The 13,569-nt window shown below is 71.2% G+C and carries 14 protein-coding genes, 7 tRNA genes and 1 pseudogene; 11 read left to right on the forward strand and 11 right to left on the reverse strand.

Translation table 11 applies throughout. The features are described 5' to 3' along the window. Positions 1 to 132, forward strand: a pseudogene (locus E2651_RS45600) (zf-TFIIB domain containing protein); the annotation flags it as partial. Positions 133 to 189: 57 nt separating this feature from the next. Here E2651_RS45600 and E2651_RS32765 read toward each other — a convergent pair. The 5 genes from E2651_RS32765 to E2651_RS32785 form a co-directional block, all read right to left on the reverse strand. Then, a tRNA-Val gene (locus tag E2651_RS32765) sits at positions 190 to 264 on the reverse strand. A 29-nt stretch (positions 265 to 293) separates the two neighbouring features. After that, positions 294 to 365 (reverse strand) — tRNA-Val (locus E2651_RS32770). Positions 366 to 411: 46 nt separating this feature from the next. Beyond that, positions 412 to 483 (reverse strand) — tRNA-Val (locus E2651_RS32775). 1 nt (position 484) lies between these two features. Further along, positions 485 to 558: transfer RNA gene (locus E2651_RS32780), tRNA-Cys, on the reverse strand. 40 nt (positions 559 to 598) lie between these two features. Next, a tRNA-Gly gene (locus E2651_RS32785) sits at positions 599 to 671 on the reverse strand. Between the two features lie 199 nt (positions 672 to 870). On the opposite strand from E2651_RS32785, the gene E2651_RS32790 reads away from it, so the two are divergent. The 3 genes from E2651_RS32790 to E2651_RS32800 all read left to right on the forward strand — a co-directional run bounded on the left by E2651_RS32790 (position 871) and on the right by E2651_RS32800 (position 3,600). Next, on the forward strand, positions 871 to 1,896 hold the full coding sequence (locus tag E2651_RS32790) for a chorismate-binding protein (RefSeq protein ID WP_135334905.1): 1,026 nt from the start codon (positions 871 to 873) through the stop codon (positions 1,894 to 1,896). Beyond that, positions 1,893 to 2,714 (forward strand): aminodeoxychorismate lyase, encoded by an 822-nt coding sequence (locus E2651_RS32795; RefSeq protein WP_135334895.1) that lies wholly within the window; start codon positions 1,893 to 1,895, stop codon positions 2,712 to 2,714. The genes E2651_RS32790 and E2651_RS32795 overlap by 4 nt, the downstream gene beginning before the upstream one ends. Before the next feature lie 61 nt (positions 2,715 to 2,775). After that, positions 2,776 to 3,600: a GNAT family N-acetyltransferase gene (locus E2651_RS32800; protein ID WP_135334896.1), complete on the forward strand. Its 825-nt coding sequence runs from the start codon at positions 2,776 to 2,778 to the stop codon at positions 3,598 to 3,600. On the opposite strand, the gene E2651_RS32805 is transcribed toward E2651_RS32800, so the two are convergent. After that, complete coding sequence (locus E2651_RS32805) at positions 3,597 to 4,121, reverse strand: DsbA family protein (protein ID WP_135334897.1); 525 nt, start codon at positions 4,119 to 4,121, stop codon at positions 3,597 to 3,599. The two genes, E2651_RS32800 and E2651_RS32805, sit on opposite strands and share 4 nt — an antisense overlap. 155 nt (positions 4,122 to 4,276) lie before the next feature. Between E2651_RS32805 and E2651_RS32810 the strand changes: the two genes are divergently transcribed. Then, positions 4,277 to 4,732 (forward strand): hypothetical protein, encoded by a 456-nt coding sequence (locus E2651_RS32810; protein ID WP_135334898.1) that lies wholly within the window; start codon positions 4,277 to 4,279, stop codon positions 4,730 to 4,732. 70 nt (positions 4,733 to 4,802) lie between these two features. Here E2651_RS32810 and E2651_RS32815 read toward each other — a convergent pair whose 3' ends face one another. Next, entirely contained in the window at positions 4,803 to 6,341 is a 1,539-nt protein-coding gene (locus tag E2651_RS32815) for a DUF4874 domain-containing protein (protein ID WP_167828960.1), read from the reverse strand. A 183-nt stretch (positions 6,342 to 6,524) separates the two neighbouring features. Between E2651_RS32815 and E2651_RS44290 the strand changes: the two genes are divergently transcribed. Beyond that, positions 6,525 to 6,701 (forward strand): hypothetical protein, encoded by a 177-nt coding sequence (locus tag E2651_RS44290; protein WP_167828961.1) that lies wholly within the window; start codon positions 6,525 to 6,527, stop codon positions 6,699 to 6,701. A gap of 25 nt (positions 6,702 to 6,726) precedes the next feature. On the opposite strand, the gene E2651_RS32820 is transcribed toward E2651_RS44290, so the two are convergent. Both E2651_RS32820 and E2651_RS32825 read right to left on the reverse strand, forming a co-directional pair. Continuing rightward, complete coding sequence (locus tag E2651_RS32820) at positions 6,727 to 7,290, reverse strand: CGNR zinc finger domain-containing protein (RefSeq protein WP_135334900.1); 564 nt, start codon at positions 7,288 to 7,290, stop codon at positions 6,727 to 6,729. Between the two features lie 197 nt (positions 7,291 to 7,487). Continuing rightward, entirely contained in the window at positions 7,488 to 7,901 is a 414-nt protein-coding gene (locus E2651_RS32825) for an SsgA family sporulation/cell division regulator (protein WP_003959770.1), read from the reverse strand. A gap of 191 nt (positions 7,902 to 8,092) precedes the next feature. On the opposite strand from E2651_RS32825, the gene E2651_RS32830 reads away from it, so the two are divergent. Both E2651_RS32830 and E2651_RS32835 read left to right on the forward strand, forming a co-directional pair. Continuing rightward, positions 8,093 to 8,524, forward strand: coding sequence for a TIGR02611 family protein (locus E2651_RS32830; RefSeq protein ID WP_135334901.1), 432 nt, complete (start codon positions 8,093 to 8,095; stop codon positions 8,522 to 8,524). 65 nt (positions 8,525 to 8,589) lie between these two features. After that, positions 8,590 to 8,661, forward strand: a tRNA-Val gene (locus E2651_RS32835). 105 nt (positions 8,662 to 8,766) lie between these two features. Here the strand turns inward: E2651_RS32835 and E2651_RS44775 are convergent. Further along, the gene (locus tag E2651_RS44775) at positions 8,767 to 11,214 is read right to left on the reverse strand and encodes a hypothetical protein (protein ID WP_209446304.1); all 2,448 of its coding nucleotides are present in this window, start codon (positions 11,212 to 11,214) and stop codon (positions 8,767 to 8,769) included. A 90-nt stretch (positions 11,215 to 11,304) separates the two neighbouring features. Between E2651_RS44775 and E2651_RS32845 the strand changes: the two genes are divergently transcribed. Next, positions 11,305 to 11,751: an SRPBCC family protein gene (locus tag E2651_RS32845; protein WP_135334902.1), complete on the forward strand. Its 447-nt coding sequence runs from the start codon at positions 11,305 to 11,307 to the stop codon at positions 11,749 to 11,751. 62 nt (positions 11,752 to 11,813) lie between these two features. After that, positions 11,814 to 11,885 (forward strand) — tRNA-Val (locus tag E2651_RS32850). Positions 11,886 to 11,946: 61 nt separating this feature from the next. On the opposite strand, the gene E2651_RS32855 is transcribed toward E2651_RS32850, so the two are convergent. Further along, complete coding sequence (locus tag E2651_RS32855) at positions 11,947 to 12,672, reverse strand: 3'-5' exonuclease (protein WP_135334903.1); 726 nt, start codon at positions 12,670 to 12,672, stop codon at positions 11,947 to 11,949. Positions 12,673 to 12,839: 167 nt separating this feature from the next. Here E2651_RS32855 and E2651_RS32860 point away from each other — a divergent pair, with 167 nt between their 5' ends. Continuing rightward, positions 12,840 to 13,463, forward strand: coding sequence for a DUF4365 domain-containing protein (locus E2651_RS32860; protein ID WP_135334904.1), 624 nt, complete (start codon positions 12,840 to 12,842; stop codon positions 13,461 to 13,463). Positions 13,464 to 13,569 lie beyond the last annotated feature (106 nt).

Here is a 13,569-nt window from a genome sequence, read left to right on the forward strand (position 1 = left end):
CCCCCCGCCCCGCAGGCGTACCCGGCCGCGCCCGCCCCGCAGTGGGGCGCTCCCCAGCACGGCGGCCACGGTGGGCACTACGGCCACAACAAGCGCCACAAGAGCTTCGGCCACATGCTCTTCTCCTCCTGATCGGAGGAGGAACGACGAAGCCCCCGGTCGTGGAGACGACCGGGGGCTTCGTACAGATGGTGCGCGATACTGGGATTGAACCAGTGACCTCTTCCGTGTCAGGGAAGCGCTCTCCCGCTGAGCTAATCGCGCAGGTCAACCTGCGTGTGCTGCGTACTGCGTGCGCGATACTGGGATTGAACCAGTGACCTCTTCCGTGTCAGGGAAGCGCTCTCCCGCTGAGCTAATCGCGCGGGACGGTCCCACACCATACGGGACCAGGGGTTATTCAGTTCTGCGTGCGCGATACTGGGATTGAACCAGTGACCTCTTCCGTGTCAGGGAAGCGCTCTCCCGCTGAGCTAATCGCGCTTGGAGGTGGAGACGGGATTTGAACCCGTGTAGACGGCTTTGCAGGCCGTTGCCTCGCCTCTCGGCCACTCCACCAGGAGTGCGGGGTCTCGGGAAGATCCCCCACTTTCCTGCGAGCGGACGACCAGGTTCGAACTGGCGACCTCAACCTTGGCAAGGTTGCGCTCTACCAACTGAGCTACGTCCGCTTGTCTTTCCCGGTCCGCTTGCGCGTCCCGGCGACGTGTTGAACTCTAGCGGATTCCTGGGCCAGTACAAAAACGCGTTTGCGCAGCGTGCTGCGCTGTCACCGGCCCGGGGCGCCACCAGGACGCCGGTCATAGACTCGCAGGCGTGCACAGCCCCCCTCAGACGTCCTCCCAGCGGCCCTCCGGGGCGCCCCTCCCCATGGCGCGCTTCGGCGGTCTGGTGGCGAGCGGCCTCAGCGATGTGACCAGCGATCCCTCGGCCCTGGACTCCGGCGGCTTCTGGGCGGTCGCCGCGGATTTCGAGGGCGGCCTCGTCTGCGCCCGCTTCGACGACGTACGCGAGGAGCCGGTGCCCGCCCCGGTGCCGGGCGCCTGGCGGGGTCCCGCCGCCGGTGACTGGACGTCCTCGCTCGACCGCGCCGCGTACACGGAAGGTGTGCGGCGCGTGCGCGCGCACATCGCGGCCGGCGACGTCTATCAGGCGAACCTCTGCCGCGTGCTGTCCGCGCCGGTCCCGGACGGCGCCGACGTGGACGCCCTGACGGCTCTCCTCGCGCGCGGGAACCCCGCTCCGTACGCCGGAACGATCCGCCTGCCCGAGCACGGCGTGGAGATAGCCACGGCCTCTCCCGAGCTGTTCCTGCGCCGCGAGGGGCGTGTCGTCGAGTCGGGTCCCATCAAGGGCACGGGCCGTACCGAGGCCGATCTCCTCGACAAGGACTACGCCGAGAACGTCATGATCGTGGACCTCGTCCGCAACGACCTCGGGCGGATCTGCGAGACCGGTTCCGTGACCGTCCCCGACCTGTGCGTGATCGAGAAGCATCCCGGGCTCGTCCACCTCGTCTCCACCGTCCGGGGCGAGCTGCGCCCCGACGCAGGCTGGCCCGAACTCTTCGCCGCCGCTTTCCCGCCCGGTTCCGTCACCGGCGCTCCGAAGTCCAGCGCCCTGCGCATCATCGACGCCCTGGAGACCGCGCCCCGCGGGCCGTACTGCGGCGGCATCGGGTGGGTCGACGCCGACCGGGGCACCGGCGAACTGGCCGTCGGCATCCGCACCTTCTGGATCGACCGTGCCGAGGGCGCGCTGCGGTTCGGCACCGGAGCGGGCATCACCTGGGGATCGGACCCCGAGGGGGAGTGGCGGGAGACCGAGCTGAAGGCGGAAAGGCTGCTGGCGGTAGCGTCGGGGGCGTACGAAGTGAGTGGAGGGACCCCCCAGTGAAGATCTGGCTCAATGGCGGCCTGCAGGACCTCGATACCGCCCGCGTCTCCGTGCTGGACCACGGCCTGACCGTGGGCGACGGCATTTTCGAGACGGTCAAGACGGTCGAGGGGCGGCCCTTCGCGCTGACCCGGCACCTGGACCGGCTCGCCCGCTCGGCGCGCGGCCTCGGCCTCCCCGAGCCGGACCTGGACGAGGTGCGCGCGGCCTGCGCCGCCGTCATCGACGCCAACCCGATGCCGCTGGGGCGGCTGCGCATCACCTACACCGGAGGCCTGTCGCCGCTCGGCTCGGACCGCGGTGACCAGGGGCAGACGCTGGTCGTCGCCCTCGGCGAGGCCGGACGGCGCCCCGACACGACCGCCGTGATCACGGTGCCCTGGACCCGTAACGAACGCGGCGCCCTGACCGGCCTGAAGACCACGTCGTACGCCGAGAACGTCGTCGCCCTGGCGCGCGCCCACGAACAGGGTGCCTCCGAAGCGCTGTTCGGCAACACCGTGGGGCAGCTCTGCGAAGGCACCGGATCGAACGTCTTCGTCGTGCTCGACGGCGAGATCCACACGCCGCCGGTCGCCTCCGGGTGCCTGGCGGGCATCACGCGCGCGCTGGCCGTCGACTGGACGGGCGCGCAGGAGACCGATCTGCCGCTCGACGTCCTGGACCGCGCCGACGAGGTTTTCCTGACCTCGACGCTCCGTGACGTCCAGGCCGTGCACCGGATCGACGGACGCGAACTGCCGGGCGCGCCGGGCCCGGTGACCGCCAAGGCGATGCGGATCTTCGACGAGCGTGCGGCGGACGACCTCGACCCGTAGGCCTCGAGAACCGGTGAAATCCTGGTGACGGAGCGGCCCCGGGGCGGGTACAACACCACTGATGACCACGACCCTGCGGCCGACCGGGCCGCTCCAAAAGAGCGCTGACGGCGCGAAGTCACGCACGTACGAAGTGTGTGTGAACAGCCGTCCCGTGGGCGGGATAGAACTCGCCACGCACCCCGTGTTCGGCCCCTCCGTCGCCCAGATCAAGGATCTGCGCATCGAGGAACCCGACCGCAGGCGCGGCCGCGCCACCGTCGCCGCGCTCGCCGCCGAGGAGGTGGTGCGTGGCTGGGGCTGCGAGCGGATCGAGACGTTCGTCCCCGCCGAGGCCACGGCGGCCCACCGCCTCGTCACGTCCCTCGGCTATGTGGAGCGCAACCGCCGCATGGCCAAGGCGCTGGCCGCCGAGCCGCCCGGCCTGCCCGCGGGTGTCGAGGGACGGCCGATGACCGAGGCCGAGTACGAGGTGTGGCTGGCGCGCAAGAAGGACGACTACGCGCGCGACTGGATGGAGCGCGGCGTCCCCGAGGCCGAGGCCCGCGCCAAGTCCGATGCGGACCACGCCGACCACCTGGAGCAGGGGATCGCCACCCCGGGGGTGCGGCTCAGCGTCCTCACCCGCGCGGGCACGGGGGTCGGCACCCTGTGGCTGGCGGCGCTCGGCGACGACGCGTTCGTCTTCGACGTCGAGGTCGACGAGGAGCACCGCGGCCAGGGGCACGGCCGCTCCCTGATGCTCCTCGCCGAGGGCCAGGCCCACGAAGCGGGCAAGAGCCGCATCGGCCTCAACGTCTTCGCGGGCAACGCCCCGGCACTGCGCCTCTACCAGTCGCTGGGCTACGAGCCGGTCATGTACTACGTCTACAAGCCGCTGCTCTAGGCCAGCAGCCGGTCCGTGATCTCCTCGACGCGTTCGCGCAGGCCCTCCTGGCTCTTGCCGCCGTCGAGGCGCCGGCCGTCGACGACGTACGTCGGTGTGCCGGTGACGCCGATCGCCTTGCCCTCGGCCTGGTCGGCGTCGACGATCAGGATGTGCCGGCCGTCGACCAGGGCGGTGTCGAACTCCTCGGCGTCCAGGCCCAGTTCGCGGGCCGTCTCGACGAGGACGGCCTCGCCCTTCTTGTCGAGGTCCGCGACCTTCCCGAGCACGGCCTCGACGTACGGCCAGCCCTTGCCCTGCTCGAAGGCCTCCTCGGCGGCCTGGGCGGCGGCGAAGGCGTGCTTGTGCTTCTCGAGGGGGAAGTGCCGAAGGCGCAGGTCGACACGGTCGCCGTACCGGGCCCGCAGGGCGTGTACGTCGTCGAGGGCGCGGGTGCAGTCCGGGCACTGGAGCTCGCACCAGACGTCGATGACCACGGGGGCGGCGGGGCCTGTGAGGTCGGCGGGGGAGGAGTCGTTCATGGGTTCAGTCTTCCACCGACCGGGACCTGCGGAGGATGCCGGACCCGGATATGTCCCTGAGGTCCGCCCAGGACGTGGCTCGGGGCGGCCCACCCGGTGCAGGATGGAAGGGACGACATTGTCACCGTTCACGCCCGCATGCCCTGGAGGACCGGATGATTGCCGAGACCGTCTGTTCCGCCGTGTCCGCGGCCGGCCTGGGCATAGCCGCGGTCACCGCGTACCGAAAGCGCTTCCTCGCGGCGACGCGCCTCGTCGCGTACTCCCTGGTCCCGATCGGCCTCGTCATGACCGGCGTCGTGGGATGGCTGGCCGACACCGCCTTCAGCATGAAGGCGTGGGCGGGCTTCGGCGTGCTCGGTGTCGCCTGGCTGCTCTTCATGACGACCCGGGCCGTGGAGCGCCGCCGCGTCGGCACCCGCGAGGAGCGCAAGGCGGCCAAGGCCGCCCAGCGCGAGGCGGTCGCCCCCGCGGCGTCGGCGCCTTCGCTCGGCCAAGGCGCACGCCCGGCGGCCAAGGCCGAGGTACAGGCCAAGGCCAAGCCGAAGGCGGCCGCGCCCAAGGAGGACTTCAGCGACATCGAGGCCATCTTGAAGAAGCACGGCATCTGACACCCCCGTCCGACACCCCCCGAACCCCCGAGGGCGGGCTGCGTGAGCTGGGCGGCGAGACCGACAGGCGCTAGCCGCCCAGCCGCATCTCGGCGAGGACGTTCACACCGTCGACCCAGGTCACGGACCCGTTGGCGCACCGCACCGCGCGCCCCTTCCCGGGGAAGGCCGGGTCGGGCAGGGCGAGCCCCAGGCGGTGGCGGCCGCGCGCCCCGGACGGCACGGCGAGCTCCCCGCGCACGGTCGTGACCTTCGGGCCCGAGTGGTCGTCGCCGGTCTCCGCACGGCCCTGCGGCCGCCAGTCGCGCCAGTCCGCCCCGGTGTCCGCCGACGCGGCCGTCCGTCCGTCCGCGTCGAGGAGCACAAGCCGTGCGGGACGCGGATGCTTCGGTGCCGCGAAGCCGCGGTTGACCACGTCGACCTCCACCGGGATGCGGCCGCCGCGGGCGCCCGACAGGTCGTAGCGGGCCTCGCGCACCTCGATGCGGTAGCCCAGGTGGTCCCGCAGATACTCGAACTGCGTGCGCGCCACCAGCCGCCCGTCACGCCCCCGGAAATAGCCGTCCGAGACCGGAAGCAGCGCGTCCGCGGTCTGCCGCTCGGTCAGCTCCGCCGCCTTCCAGGCCGGCACGGTGACCGTGGCGTTGTGCACCAGGGACAGGCTGTCGAAGCGCAGCGTCTGCAGCCGCCGCGCGGCGGGCACTCCCGGGATGACGGTGCTCCACGCGTAGGGATCGGCGCTCTGGCCCTTGTCCCAGGGCATCTCGCCGTCGACCATCCGCGTCGGCGTGACGTCCAGGTAGCTGGGCCAGCCGGGGTTGTCCGGGACGTAGTAGTCCCACTCGCCCTCGCCGAGCGTCACGTAGTCGTTGTGGAAGCCGACCCGGTCCAGGATCGCCTTGTTCGTGATCATGTCGCGCTTCTCCGCGTACCGGACCTGGGTGTGCATGCCCGGCGGGAGCGCGTCGACGAGCGTCGTCATGATGGCGGTGACGGCGTCGGGGTACGTCTCGTGCCGGTAGTAACTCCCGTGCCACTCGCCCCAGGCGCCCAGGAATCCGGCCTGCCACACGGCCACCACGTCGCTGTTGCGCGCGACCAGCGGGGCCAGCTGCCCGATGTGCCGCTGGATGTCCTGCACGGTGTAGCGCCGGTTCTCCCGCACCCCGTCGTCGTACACGAAGCGCAGGACCGCCGCGTATCCCTTGCGGCGCAGTCCGCGGAAGACGCTCTCGATGTTGTCGAGCGCGCTCTGCGGGATCGTGGAGGTCGCGAAGTCCCAGAGGTAGAAGTACAGCTGGGTCAGGTTCGCGCCGGGGCCGTACTCGCGCTCCAGGAGGTCCAGGGTCCGCGCGGCGTCGGGGGAGTGGTCCGCCTCGTTCTGCCAGGGGCTCGTCAGGTCGATCGCGTTGTACGACATCTCGTAGCGGAAGCCGCGGCGCGGGTTGGCCAGCGGGGCGCGGCCCTCCGGGTCGTCGGGGCGGATGCCGCGATGCGGGACCCGCTGCCAGCCCGCGGCGAGGGCGGGGGACGCCGTGGCGAGCGGGACCATCGCGGCCGCGGCCGTGCCGAGCGCGGCCGTCAACAGCCGTCTGCGTTCCATGCGCATGTGTGGCTTCCTCGTTCGTGTGGACGGCGGGGGTGCCGAGTCTGACGAGGCGCCGTGCTGGTGAGCCATGGACGGAACGCGCGGGGCGCTGGACTTTTCTGGTCACGGATTTAAGCGAACTCCCGCCCTTTCCGGGCGTGTTGGTCGGCGGTGGTGTCCCGACTGCGTCATCATCGCCGCGAGATGCTGGACACCACCACACCGGGCGATGCCGCCCCGCCGACCGATGAGCGAGCCGCGCCGACCGAGGAGCCGCAGGGCTGTCTCTTCGCGCTCTCCCAGCCACCCCTGATGATCTTCCTGGCGGTGATCGGCTTCCTGCTCCTGATGGGCTCGCTGCACGATCTGCTGCGGCTGTGAGCGCGTCCGGCGCGTCCGGCTTCGCTCAGCCCGCGGCTTCCTTGCGGCGGGCCCGGTAGGCGGCGACGTGCAGCCGGTTCCCGCAGGTCCGGCTGTCGCAGTAGCGGCGCGAGCGGTTGCGGGAGAGATCCACGAAGGCGCGCCTGCAGTCCGGTGCCTCGCAGCGCCGCAGCCGCTCCTGCTCACCGGCGACCACGAAGAACGCGAGCGCCATCCCGCAGTCCGCCGCCAGGTGGTCGGCGATGGACGCGCCCGGCGCGAAGTAGTGCACATGCCAGTCGTAGCCGTCGTGGTCGGTGAGCCTGGGCGTGGTGCCCGCCGCCGCGATCAGTTCGTTGATCACCGCCGCCGCGGCCTGTGGCTCGGGGGAGGCGAAGACCTCGTGGAAGCGGCTGCGGATCTGTCGTACGCCCGCGAGGTCACGTTCGGTGAGCACCCCGACATCGCTGATGTCGTGGCTTCGTACGAAATCGCCGAGCGCCGCTACGTCCGCGAGCCCTTCGGTCTCGGCGCTCTCGTCGTCCGGTGCGGTGTTCACCAGATCGACCACGGCGTCGAGTGCGCACCGGGTGTCGTGGGTGATCAGCACGATTCGCTCCCTGGCCTGGGGGGGTCGGGCTAGTGCCCGCCGATGCTGGCCGATGCTAGCGGCTCCCCGATACAGCGCACCGGCGCCGTCCCCGCGGGAATCCGCGGCGACGGCGCCGGTGCCTGGCCTATGCGGTTGTCGTGCCCGAGCCGTCGCCCCGAGTCGGACGGCGCCGGGCGCTCTCGCGCCGCCTGGATCTAGCTTTCGGCCAGGATGTGCGAGAGCTCCGTATCGAGATCGAAGTGGCGGTGTTCTGTGCCGGGCGGCACGGCCGCGTCGGTTCGCTTGAGGAACGATTCCAGTGCCCGCGCCGGGGCCTCGAGCAGAGCCTCACCCTCGGGGGAACTCAGGGCGATGCAGACAACACCCTGACCGTGGCTCCGGGACGGCCAGACTCGGACGTCGCCGGTACCGGTGGGCCGGTGCAGGCCCTCGGCGAGGAGGTCGCGGGCGAACACCCACTCGACGGTTTCCTCGGCTCCGGTGTGGAAGGTGGCGTGCACGGCATAGGGATCGGCCGTGTCATACCGCAGTCCTGCGGGTACAGGCAGTGAGGACTCGCTCGACACAACGAGGCGCAGGTGCAGCTCGCAGCTGACCGTGGTGTTCATAAGCGCCAGGGCCTTTCGCTCAGTGTGCGCTCGGGGATTCGCACGTCGGCGAAATCGACATGCCACCTACGGTGCCGTTGTAAACCCCTCTGAGGGTTTTGCGTGTCTTTAGGTAGCTCGTACGGCGGGGTGTTTGTTCGGAGGGTGCGGCCATTCCGGTGACGGGTTTCCGTCCGGTAGGGTTTGGCCGTATGAATACGGGGAGTAACGAGCCGGGAGTCGCGCCCGCGACCGACGGTGAGAAGGCCGAACAGCCGCTTGGATCACGCGCTCCTGCGTTCGTCCAGGCCCGCAAGACGCTGCACCTCAGCTGGCAGGTGGGCGTCTTCATCGTGGGGTTCGCGGTGGTTGCCGCGGGCATCGTGATGCTGCCGTTGCCCGGACCGGGCTGGCTGGTGATCTTCGGTGGCATGGCGATCTGGGCCACCGAGTTCGTCTGGGCCCAGCTGGTGCTTCGCTGGACGAAGCGGAAGGTCACCGAGGCCGCGCAGCGTGCCCTTGACCCCAAGGTGCGCCGCCGGAACATCATCCTGACGACCATCGGTCTGGTGATCGTCGCCGTGCTGGTCGCGGTCTACGTCTGGAAGTTCGGCCTCGAGATGCCATGGAAGATCAAGGAGTGATCCACGGGTCACTCCGGGGCGGTCGGAGCACCCGCTGACATGCGGTAATGTTCTCCGTGCGCCCGGGGCGATTAGCTCAGTGGGAGAGCGCTTCGTTCACACCGAAGAGGTCACTGGTTCGAACCCAGTATCGCCCACCCCGGAACTGCGGCCCGGAGGCTTAAAGCCTCCGGGCCGCAGTCGTTTTCCCTTGCCCTTTACGGGAATTGACGGACCGTCCGAATAAGTGGACGGAAAACGGATCAGTGCATTCTGCCGAGCACGTCACGGACTTTGCGCGCGTCGCGCAGTCTTTGTTCGTACGTCGCGCCGATGGCGAGGAGCAGAAGGCCGGCCAGTGCGGGCGGCAGCCAGCGGGGCAGGGTGTCCACCACTTGGACTATGTAGGGCGCCAGTTCGTGCAGTGCGTCAAGGGCGAGGACCGTGCCGCCGATGACGATCGGCGCCTGGAGCCGGTGCCGTGCACCGGTCAGCGCGACCAGGAGCGCCGCGGTGCCGAGGAGCAGCGGCCGCTGCCAGTGCGCGTCGCCCAGCGCGGCGGCGAGGCTGGGCAGCAGGGTCGCCGCGAGGCCTGGTGCGTACGCCGTCCAGGAGGACGCGGCGGGGTCGCGGCGGCGTCGCAGGAAGCCGACGACGAGGGCAGGGACGGTGGCCGGCACTGTGTACGCCTCCGGCATGGTGACGTCCCAGGACGCGAGGCGTACCCAGGTCGCCAGGAGGAACAGCGCCCCGGCCGCGTACCCGACCCGGCGGCGGTCCGCGCGAACTGCCGTGCCCGCGGCGACGACACCGCCGAGGGCGAGGGCCGTCGCCAGGGTCGGGGCGTGCCCCGCGGTGAGCGCGATCCCGAGCCCGCCCGCCGCGGCCCCGGTGATCTCCACGGTCGGCGTCCAGGGATGCCGCCCGAGCCGCGCCGCGACCCCGGCGGCGAGTGCCGGGACGACGAGGACCAGGAGCCCGGTGTGCTCCATGCGCAGATCCAGGGCGGCGCCCGTGGCGCAGACGAGTGCGGCGGCGTACGCGATGCCCGCACCGGCGGCGGTGGCGGCCACGACGTTCGCCGAGCGCCGGGAGGCGATGACGGCGGCGGCCAGGAAGAGCCCGGTGAGGGCGCCGAGCGTGCCGAGGGTCGCAGGCGTGGTGGCGAGGGAGAGGAACGCGACACTCACGGAGGAGGCAAGCCCAAGACCCAGCGAAGTGCGGGCGAGAGCCGCCGTATTGCTCCGGCCCGCGAGGCCGAGCAGCACGGCGACCACGGCGCAGTGGACGAAGAGCCCGACGGCGTAGGGGAGTTCGAACGCGAACGGCAAGGTGATGACGGCGGCCCAGGCGAGGGCGAGGGCGAGGGCGAGGGCGACGGGACGGGCGGCGGCGAGGAGGGCTGCTGCGGGGGAGGGGTGCGCGGTGGCTTGTCCTGTCTCCGCGGCCCAAGCCGCGCCCTTCTCCCCGGTGATGAAGGCCACGACCGCGACAACCCCCAACACCAGTGACGCCAGGGCCGGTTCGGACACCGGCAGGTCGGTCAGGGAGGAGAGGCCGTAGGCGGTGTGGGGTGGGGTGGTCGAGGTCGACCACGGGTTGGTGGCCCAGTGCGTGGGGCCGAGCAGCGCGGTGGTGACCGTCGGCAGCGTCCACAGGAGCGCGAGGCCGTGCACCAGGAGGGCCGCGCCCGCGATCCCCTTGCGCAGGGGGTGCGGCAGCGTGATCCGTACCGTCGCCAACAGGGCGATGGCGCACGCCAGATGGGCCGGTACGGCCCAGCCGGTGGGCAGCGCCTCGCCCGCGACACCGCCGGCCGCGACCACCGCGGTCAGCGCGCCGGCGAACGCCGCGCCCGTCGCCGTCGAAGCGTGCGCCGTCAGCCAGGCCGTGACCAGCGCGATCGCCGTGGCGAGTGCGAGCAGCGCGGCCGCCCGTGCGGCCTCCGGCACGTCCGTGGCCGACCAGGACAGCCACCCGGCGCTCAGGGCGCCCCACAGGCCCGTCGCGCACGCCCCGACCGTGGCGACGACGCGTGCGGCCGCGTCGGTGGCCCGCAGCGCGAGCGCCGTGTCGAACGCCGCCGTCGCCAGGAGCGCGGCCGTGATCGCGTGGACGCCGGAGTCCGACGCCCAGAGGAGCAGGGGGAGTTGAGCGGTGACCACGGCCACCGGCAGCGGCAGCCGCAGCTCGCCGAAGACCCGTCCGTACGCCGCCCACAGCGCGGCGAGCACCGCCGACGCGGCCGCCGCGTACCTCACCGGGTCCGTGTCGGGCAGGGCGACGACATGGACGGCGTACGCGTCGAGGACGGTCAGGGCGAGACCCAGGGCCGCCACCGTCTCCGCCGTGGAGCGCAGCGAGCGGTGCAGGAGCAGCGCCGGTACGCCGAGCGCCGTGAGGGTCAGCAGGGCGAGCACGGCGCTGCGGCCGCCGATGCCCAAGTGCCCCCAGCTCACCAGCGTGAAGGCGATCGCCGCGACGGTCAGGAGGATGCCCCCGAGCGTGAGCAGCGCGTTCTGCACGTTCGGCGGCGTGGTCTCGGGCATGTGCCGCGGGTGCGGCGGAGCGGGCGGCGGTGGGGCCGCCGCCCGCAGGGCACTCAGCAGCCAGGCGCGGCGGTGCAGCAACTGCGCCCTGCGCGCGTCTAGCCGGTGCAGCTCCAGGTCGAGGATCCGCAGTTCCTCGGCCGGGGGCGGAATGTTCGTCATGGTTGTGGAGTGTGGTCCGGGACACAGTGCCGTACATCCGTGCGGATACTCAGGACGTACTCAGATCAGGGCATACGGCAGACTCGGTCCATGGACTGGTGCCACTACCGCTTCCGCAGCGTCTGGAATCTGCCCGCGCCGCCCGCCGACGTGTTCGCCGCCCTGGAACGGGCCGAGGACTATCCCGAGTGGTGGCCGCAGGTCCGCGCGGTGACGCCGGTCGACGAGCGCAGCGGCACCGCCCGTTTCCGCTCCCTGCTGCCGTACGACCTGTACGTCACCGGCGAGGAGCGGCGGCGCGACCCCGGCGGCGGGATCCTGGAGATCGCGATGACCGGGGACCTGGAGGGCTGGGCGCGCTGGACCGTCATGACGGCGCGGGGCGGTACGCGCGCGCTCTACGACCAGGAAGTGGTGGTGCGCAAACCGCTGATGCGGCGCCTGGCCGTTCCCGGGCGCCCCCTCTTCCTCCTCAACCACGCCCTGATGATGCGCGCGGGCGAGCGGGGTCTGAGGGCGTACTTGAGGCGGAGCTGACCGCTCACCAGGAAGCGGTTTGATGGAAACCCGCGAGGACCTGTATTGTTCAGTCCGTTCCCGGGCGATTAGCTCAGTGGGAGAGCGCTTCGTTCACACCGAAGAGGTCACTGGTTCGAACCCAGTATCGCCCACCCGGAGAATGCCGGTCCGTCACCGACGGACCGGCTTTTTTCATGGCCGCACCCGTCAACGTCAAGCTGCCGCAGGCAGTTCGGGCCGCAGCGGCCACGCGGGGTCCACCTCTTCCGGAGTGCCGCTGCGGGCGAACCACGCCTGCAGTCCACGCGCCTGTGCCGCGTGCCACACCGCCTGCAGCGCGTGCAGCTCGGCCGGCGAGAGCCGCTCGAGACGGGACGCGAAACGACGTCCCACCGCACGGACGACATCGAGCGCGGCCTGCGCGTCGGCCGCCGCGTCGTGCGCCTCGTCAAGATCCACCGCGTAGTGCGCGCACAGATCGGTCAGCGTGCGGCGGCCCTTGCGGTAGCGGTCCAGCTGCTTGTCCAGGACCCGCGGGTCCAGGACGCACAGCGGTGAACCCGCCATGTAGTGGCCGAGCGAGGACGCGCGGTGCCTGCGCAACTCCCGGTCCAGGAGCGTCAGATCGAAGGGCGCGTTCATGACGACGATCGGGCGGCCCGCCGCGCCCTGCTCGGCAAGCTCCCGTGCTATCTCCTCCATCACCGGCGCGGGCCAGCGGCCGTTGCGCTGCAGATGATCCTCCGTCAGGCCGTGTACCGCCGTGGCGCTTTCGGGTACGGGAACGCCCGGGTTCACCAGCCAGCGGGTGATGCGCGGGCGGGTTCCCGCGCCTTGCTGGACGACGACGGCGGCCGACACAATGCGGTCGGTCTCGACGTCGACGCCCGTGGTCTCCGTGTCGAATGCGGCCAAGGGCCCCTCGTACCAGCACGCCATAGTGACGCAACTCCTCGTTCATGTCCGGCAGATGGCTTTCCTCCCTGCCCACACCGGTGATACCCGGGCCGTTTGCGCTGTACGCGGCCCGGAGACAACAGAGGTACAGGGCCCGGAAGTTGCCCGGCCCGAAGCGGGGATTCACTGGTTCGGAAGGCTCGTTGGACATGGCGCTCGCGCAGCCCGAACAGGGTGGGCTGCTGCCCGGGCGGATCGCACCGCCGCGCGGCACACTCGCCACCACCGCCTGTATGGAGACCCTTCAGGTGGGCTATCTGCACGCCGTCGCGGCGGCCGCGGGGTGCTCCCTCTCACAGCCCTTTCCGGACAACGGCATCGACTGGCACGTCAGCCACAGCGCCCCCGGGCACACGGTCGACGACGAAGTCACCATCAAGGTGCAGCTCAAGTGCACGTACCAGATACCCCCCAACCTTCCCGCCCGTCACCCACCACCACCCGTTACGGACGGGCCTTCGGCCCGGCTCGATCGATTGGGGCCCGCCTTCTCCTTCACGCTCGACAACCCGCACCTGGAGAAGCTCGCCCGCACACCGGTCTCGGTGCACAAGATCCTGGTCGTGATGCTGGTGCCCCGGTCGCAGGACGACTGGCTGCGCGCGAGCCACGACCGGCTCGACCTGCGGCACTGCTGCTACTGGACCAACCTCGCCGGACACCAGGTGACCGGCCGGCGCAGGACCACCGTGCGCGTCCCGACCTCGCGGATCTTCGATGACCGAGCCCTCTGCGAGATCATGACGCGGGTCGGGACGGGAGGGAGACCCTGATGCACCGCCCGATCGATGAGCCCGTACGACCCGTTCGCCCGCACCCCGTCCAGGCCGCGGGCCCTTGGTCCGATCCGCCCGGCTCCGAGCCAAGCTGAGCCGTCAG

Origin of the sequence: Streptomyces sp. MZ04 (assembly GCF_004684775.1) — a bacterium.
GTDB lineage: Bacteria > Actinomycetota > Actinomycetes > Streptomycetales > Streptomycetaceae > Streptomyces.

What these genes read in the sequence shown, in the direction of transcription:
- E2651_RS32825 (WP_003959770.1), bottom strand. Translation starts at nt 7,901, where the DNA reads ATGAACACCACGGTCAGCTGCGAGCTGCACCTGCGCCTCGTTGTGTCG.
- E2651_RS32830 (WP_135334901.1), top strand. Translation starts at nt 8,093, where the DNA reads ATGAATACGGGGAGTAACGAGCCGGGAGTCGCGCCCGCGACCGACGGT.
- E2651_RS32855 (WP_135334903.1), bottom strand. Translation starts at nt 12,672, where the DNA reads ATGGCGTGCTGGTACGAGGGGCCCTTGGCCGCATTCGACACGGAGACC.
- E2651_RS32860 (WP_135334904.1), top strand. Translation starts at nt 12,840, where the DNA reads ATGGCGCTCGCGCAGCCCGAACAGGGTGGGCTGCTGCCCGGGCGGATC.
- E2651_RS32790 (WP_135334905.1), top strand. Translation starts at nt 871, where the DNA reads ATGGCGCGCTTCGGCGGTCTGGTGGCGAGCGGCCTCAGCGATGTGACC.
- E2651_RS44775 (WP_209446304.1), bottom strand. Translation starts at nt 11,214, where the DNA reads ATGACGAACATTCCGCCCCCGGCCGAGGAACTGCGGATCCTCGACCTG.
- E2651_RS32810 (WP_135334898.1), top strand. Translation starts at nt 4,277, where the DNA reads ATGATTGCCGAGACCGTCTGTTCCGCCGTGTCCGCGGCCGGCCTGGGC.
- E2651_RS32800 (WP_135334896.1), top strand. Translation starts at nt 2,776, where the DNA reads ATGACCACGACCCTGCGGCCGACCGGGCCGCTCCAAAAGAGCGCTGAC.
- E2651_RS32805 (WP_135334897.1), bottom strand. Translation starts at nt 4,121, where the DNA reads ATGAACGACTCCTCCCCCGCCGACCTCACAGGCCCCGCCGCCCCCGTG.
- E2651_RS32845 (WP_135334902.1), top strand. Translation starts at nt 11,305, where the DNA reads ATGGACTGGTGCCACTACCGCTTCCGCAGCGTCTGGAATCTGCCCGCG.
- E2651_RS44290 (WP_167828961.1), top strand. Translation starts at nt 6,525, where the DNA reads ATGCTGGACACCACCACACCGGGCGATGCCGCCCCGCCGACCGATGAG.
- E2651_RS32815 (WP_167828960.1), bottom strand. Translation starts at nt 6,341, where the DNA reads ATGCGCATGGAACGCAGACGGCTGTTGACGGCCGCGCTCGGCACGGCC.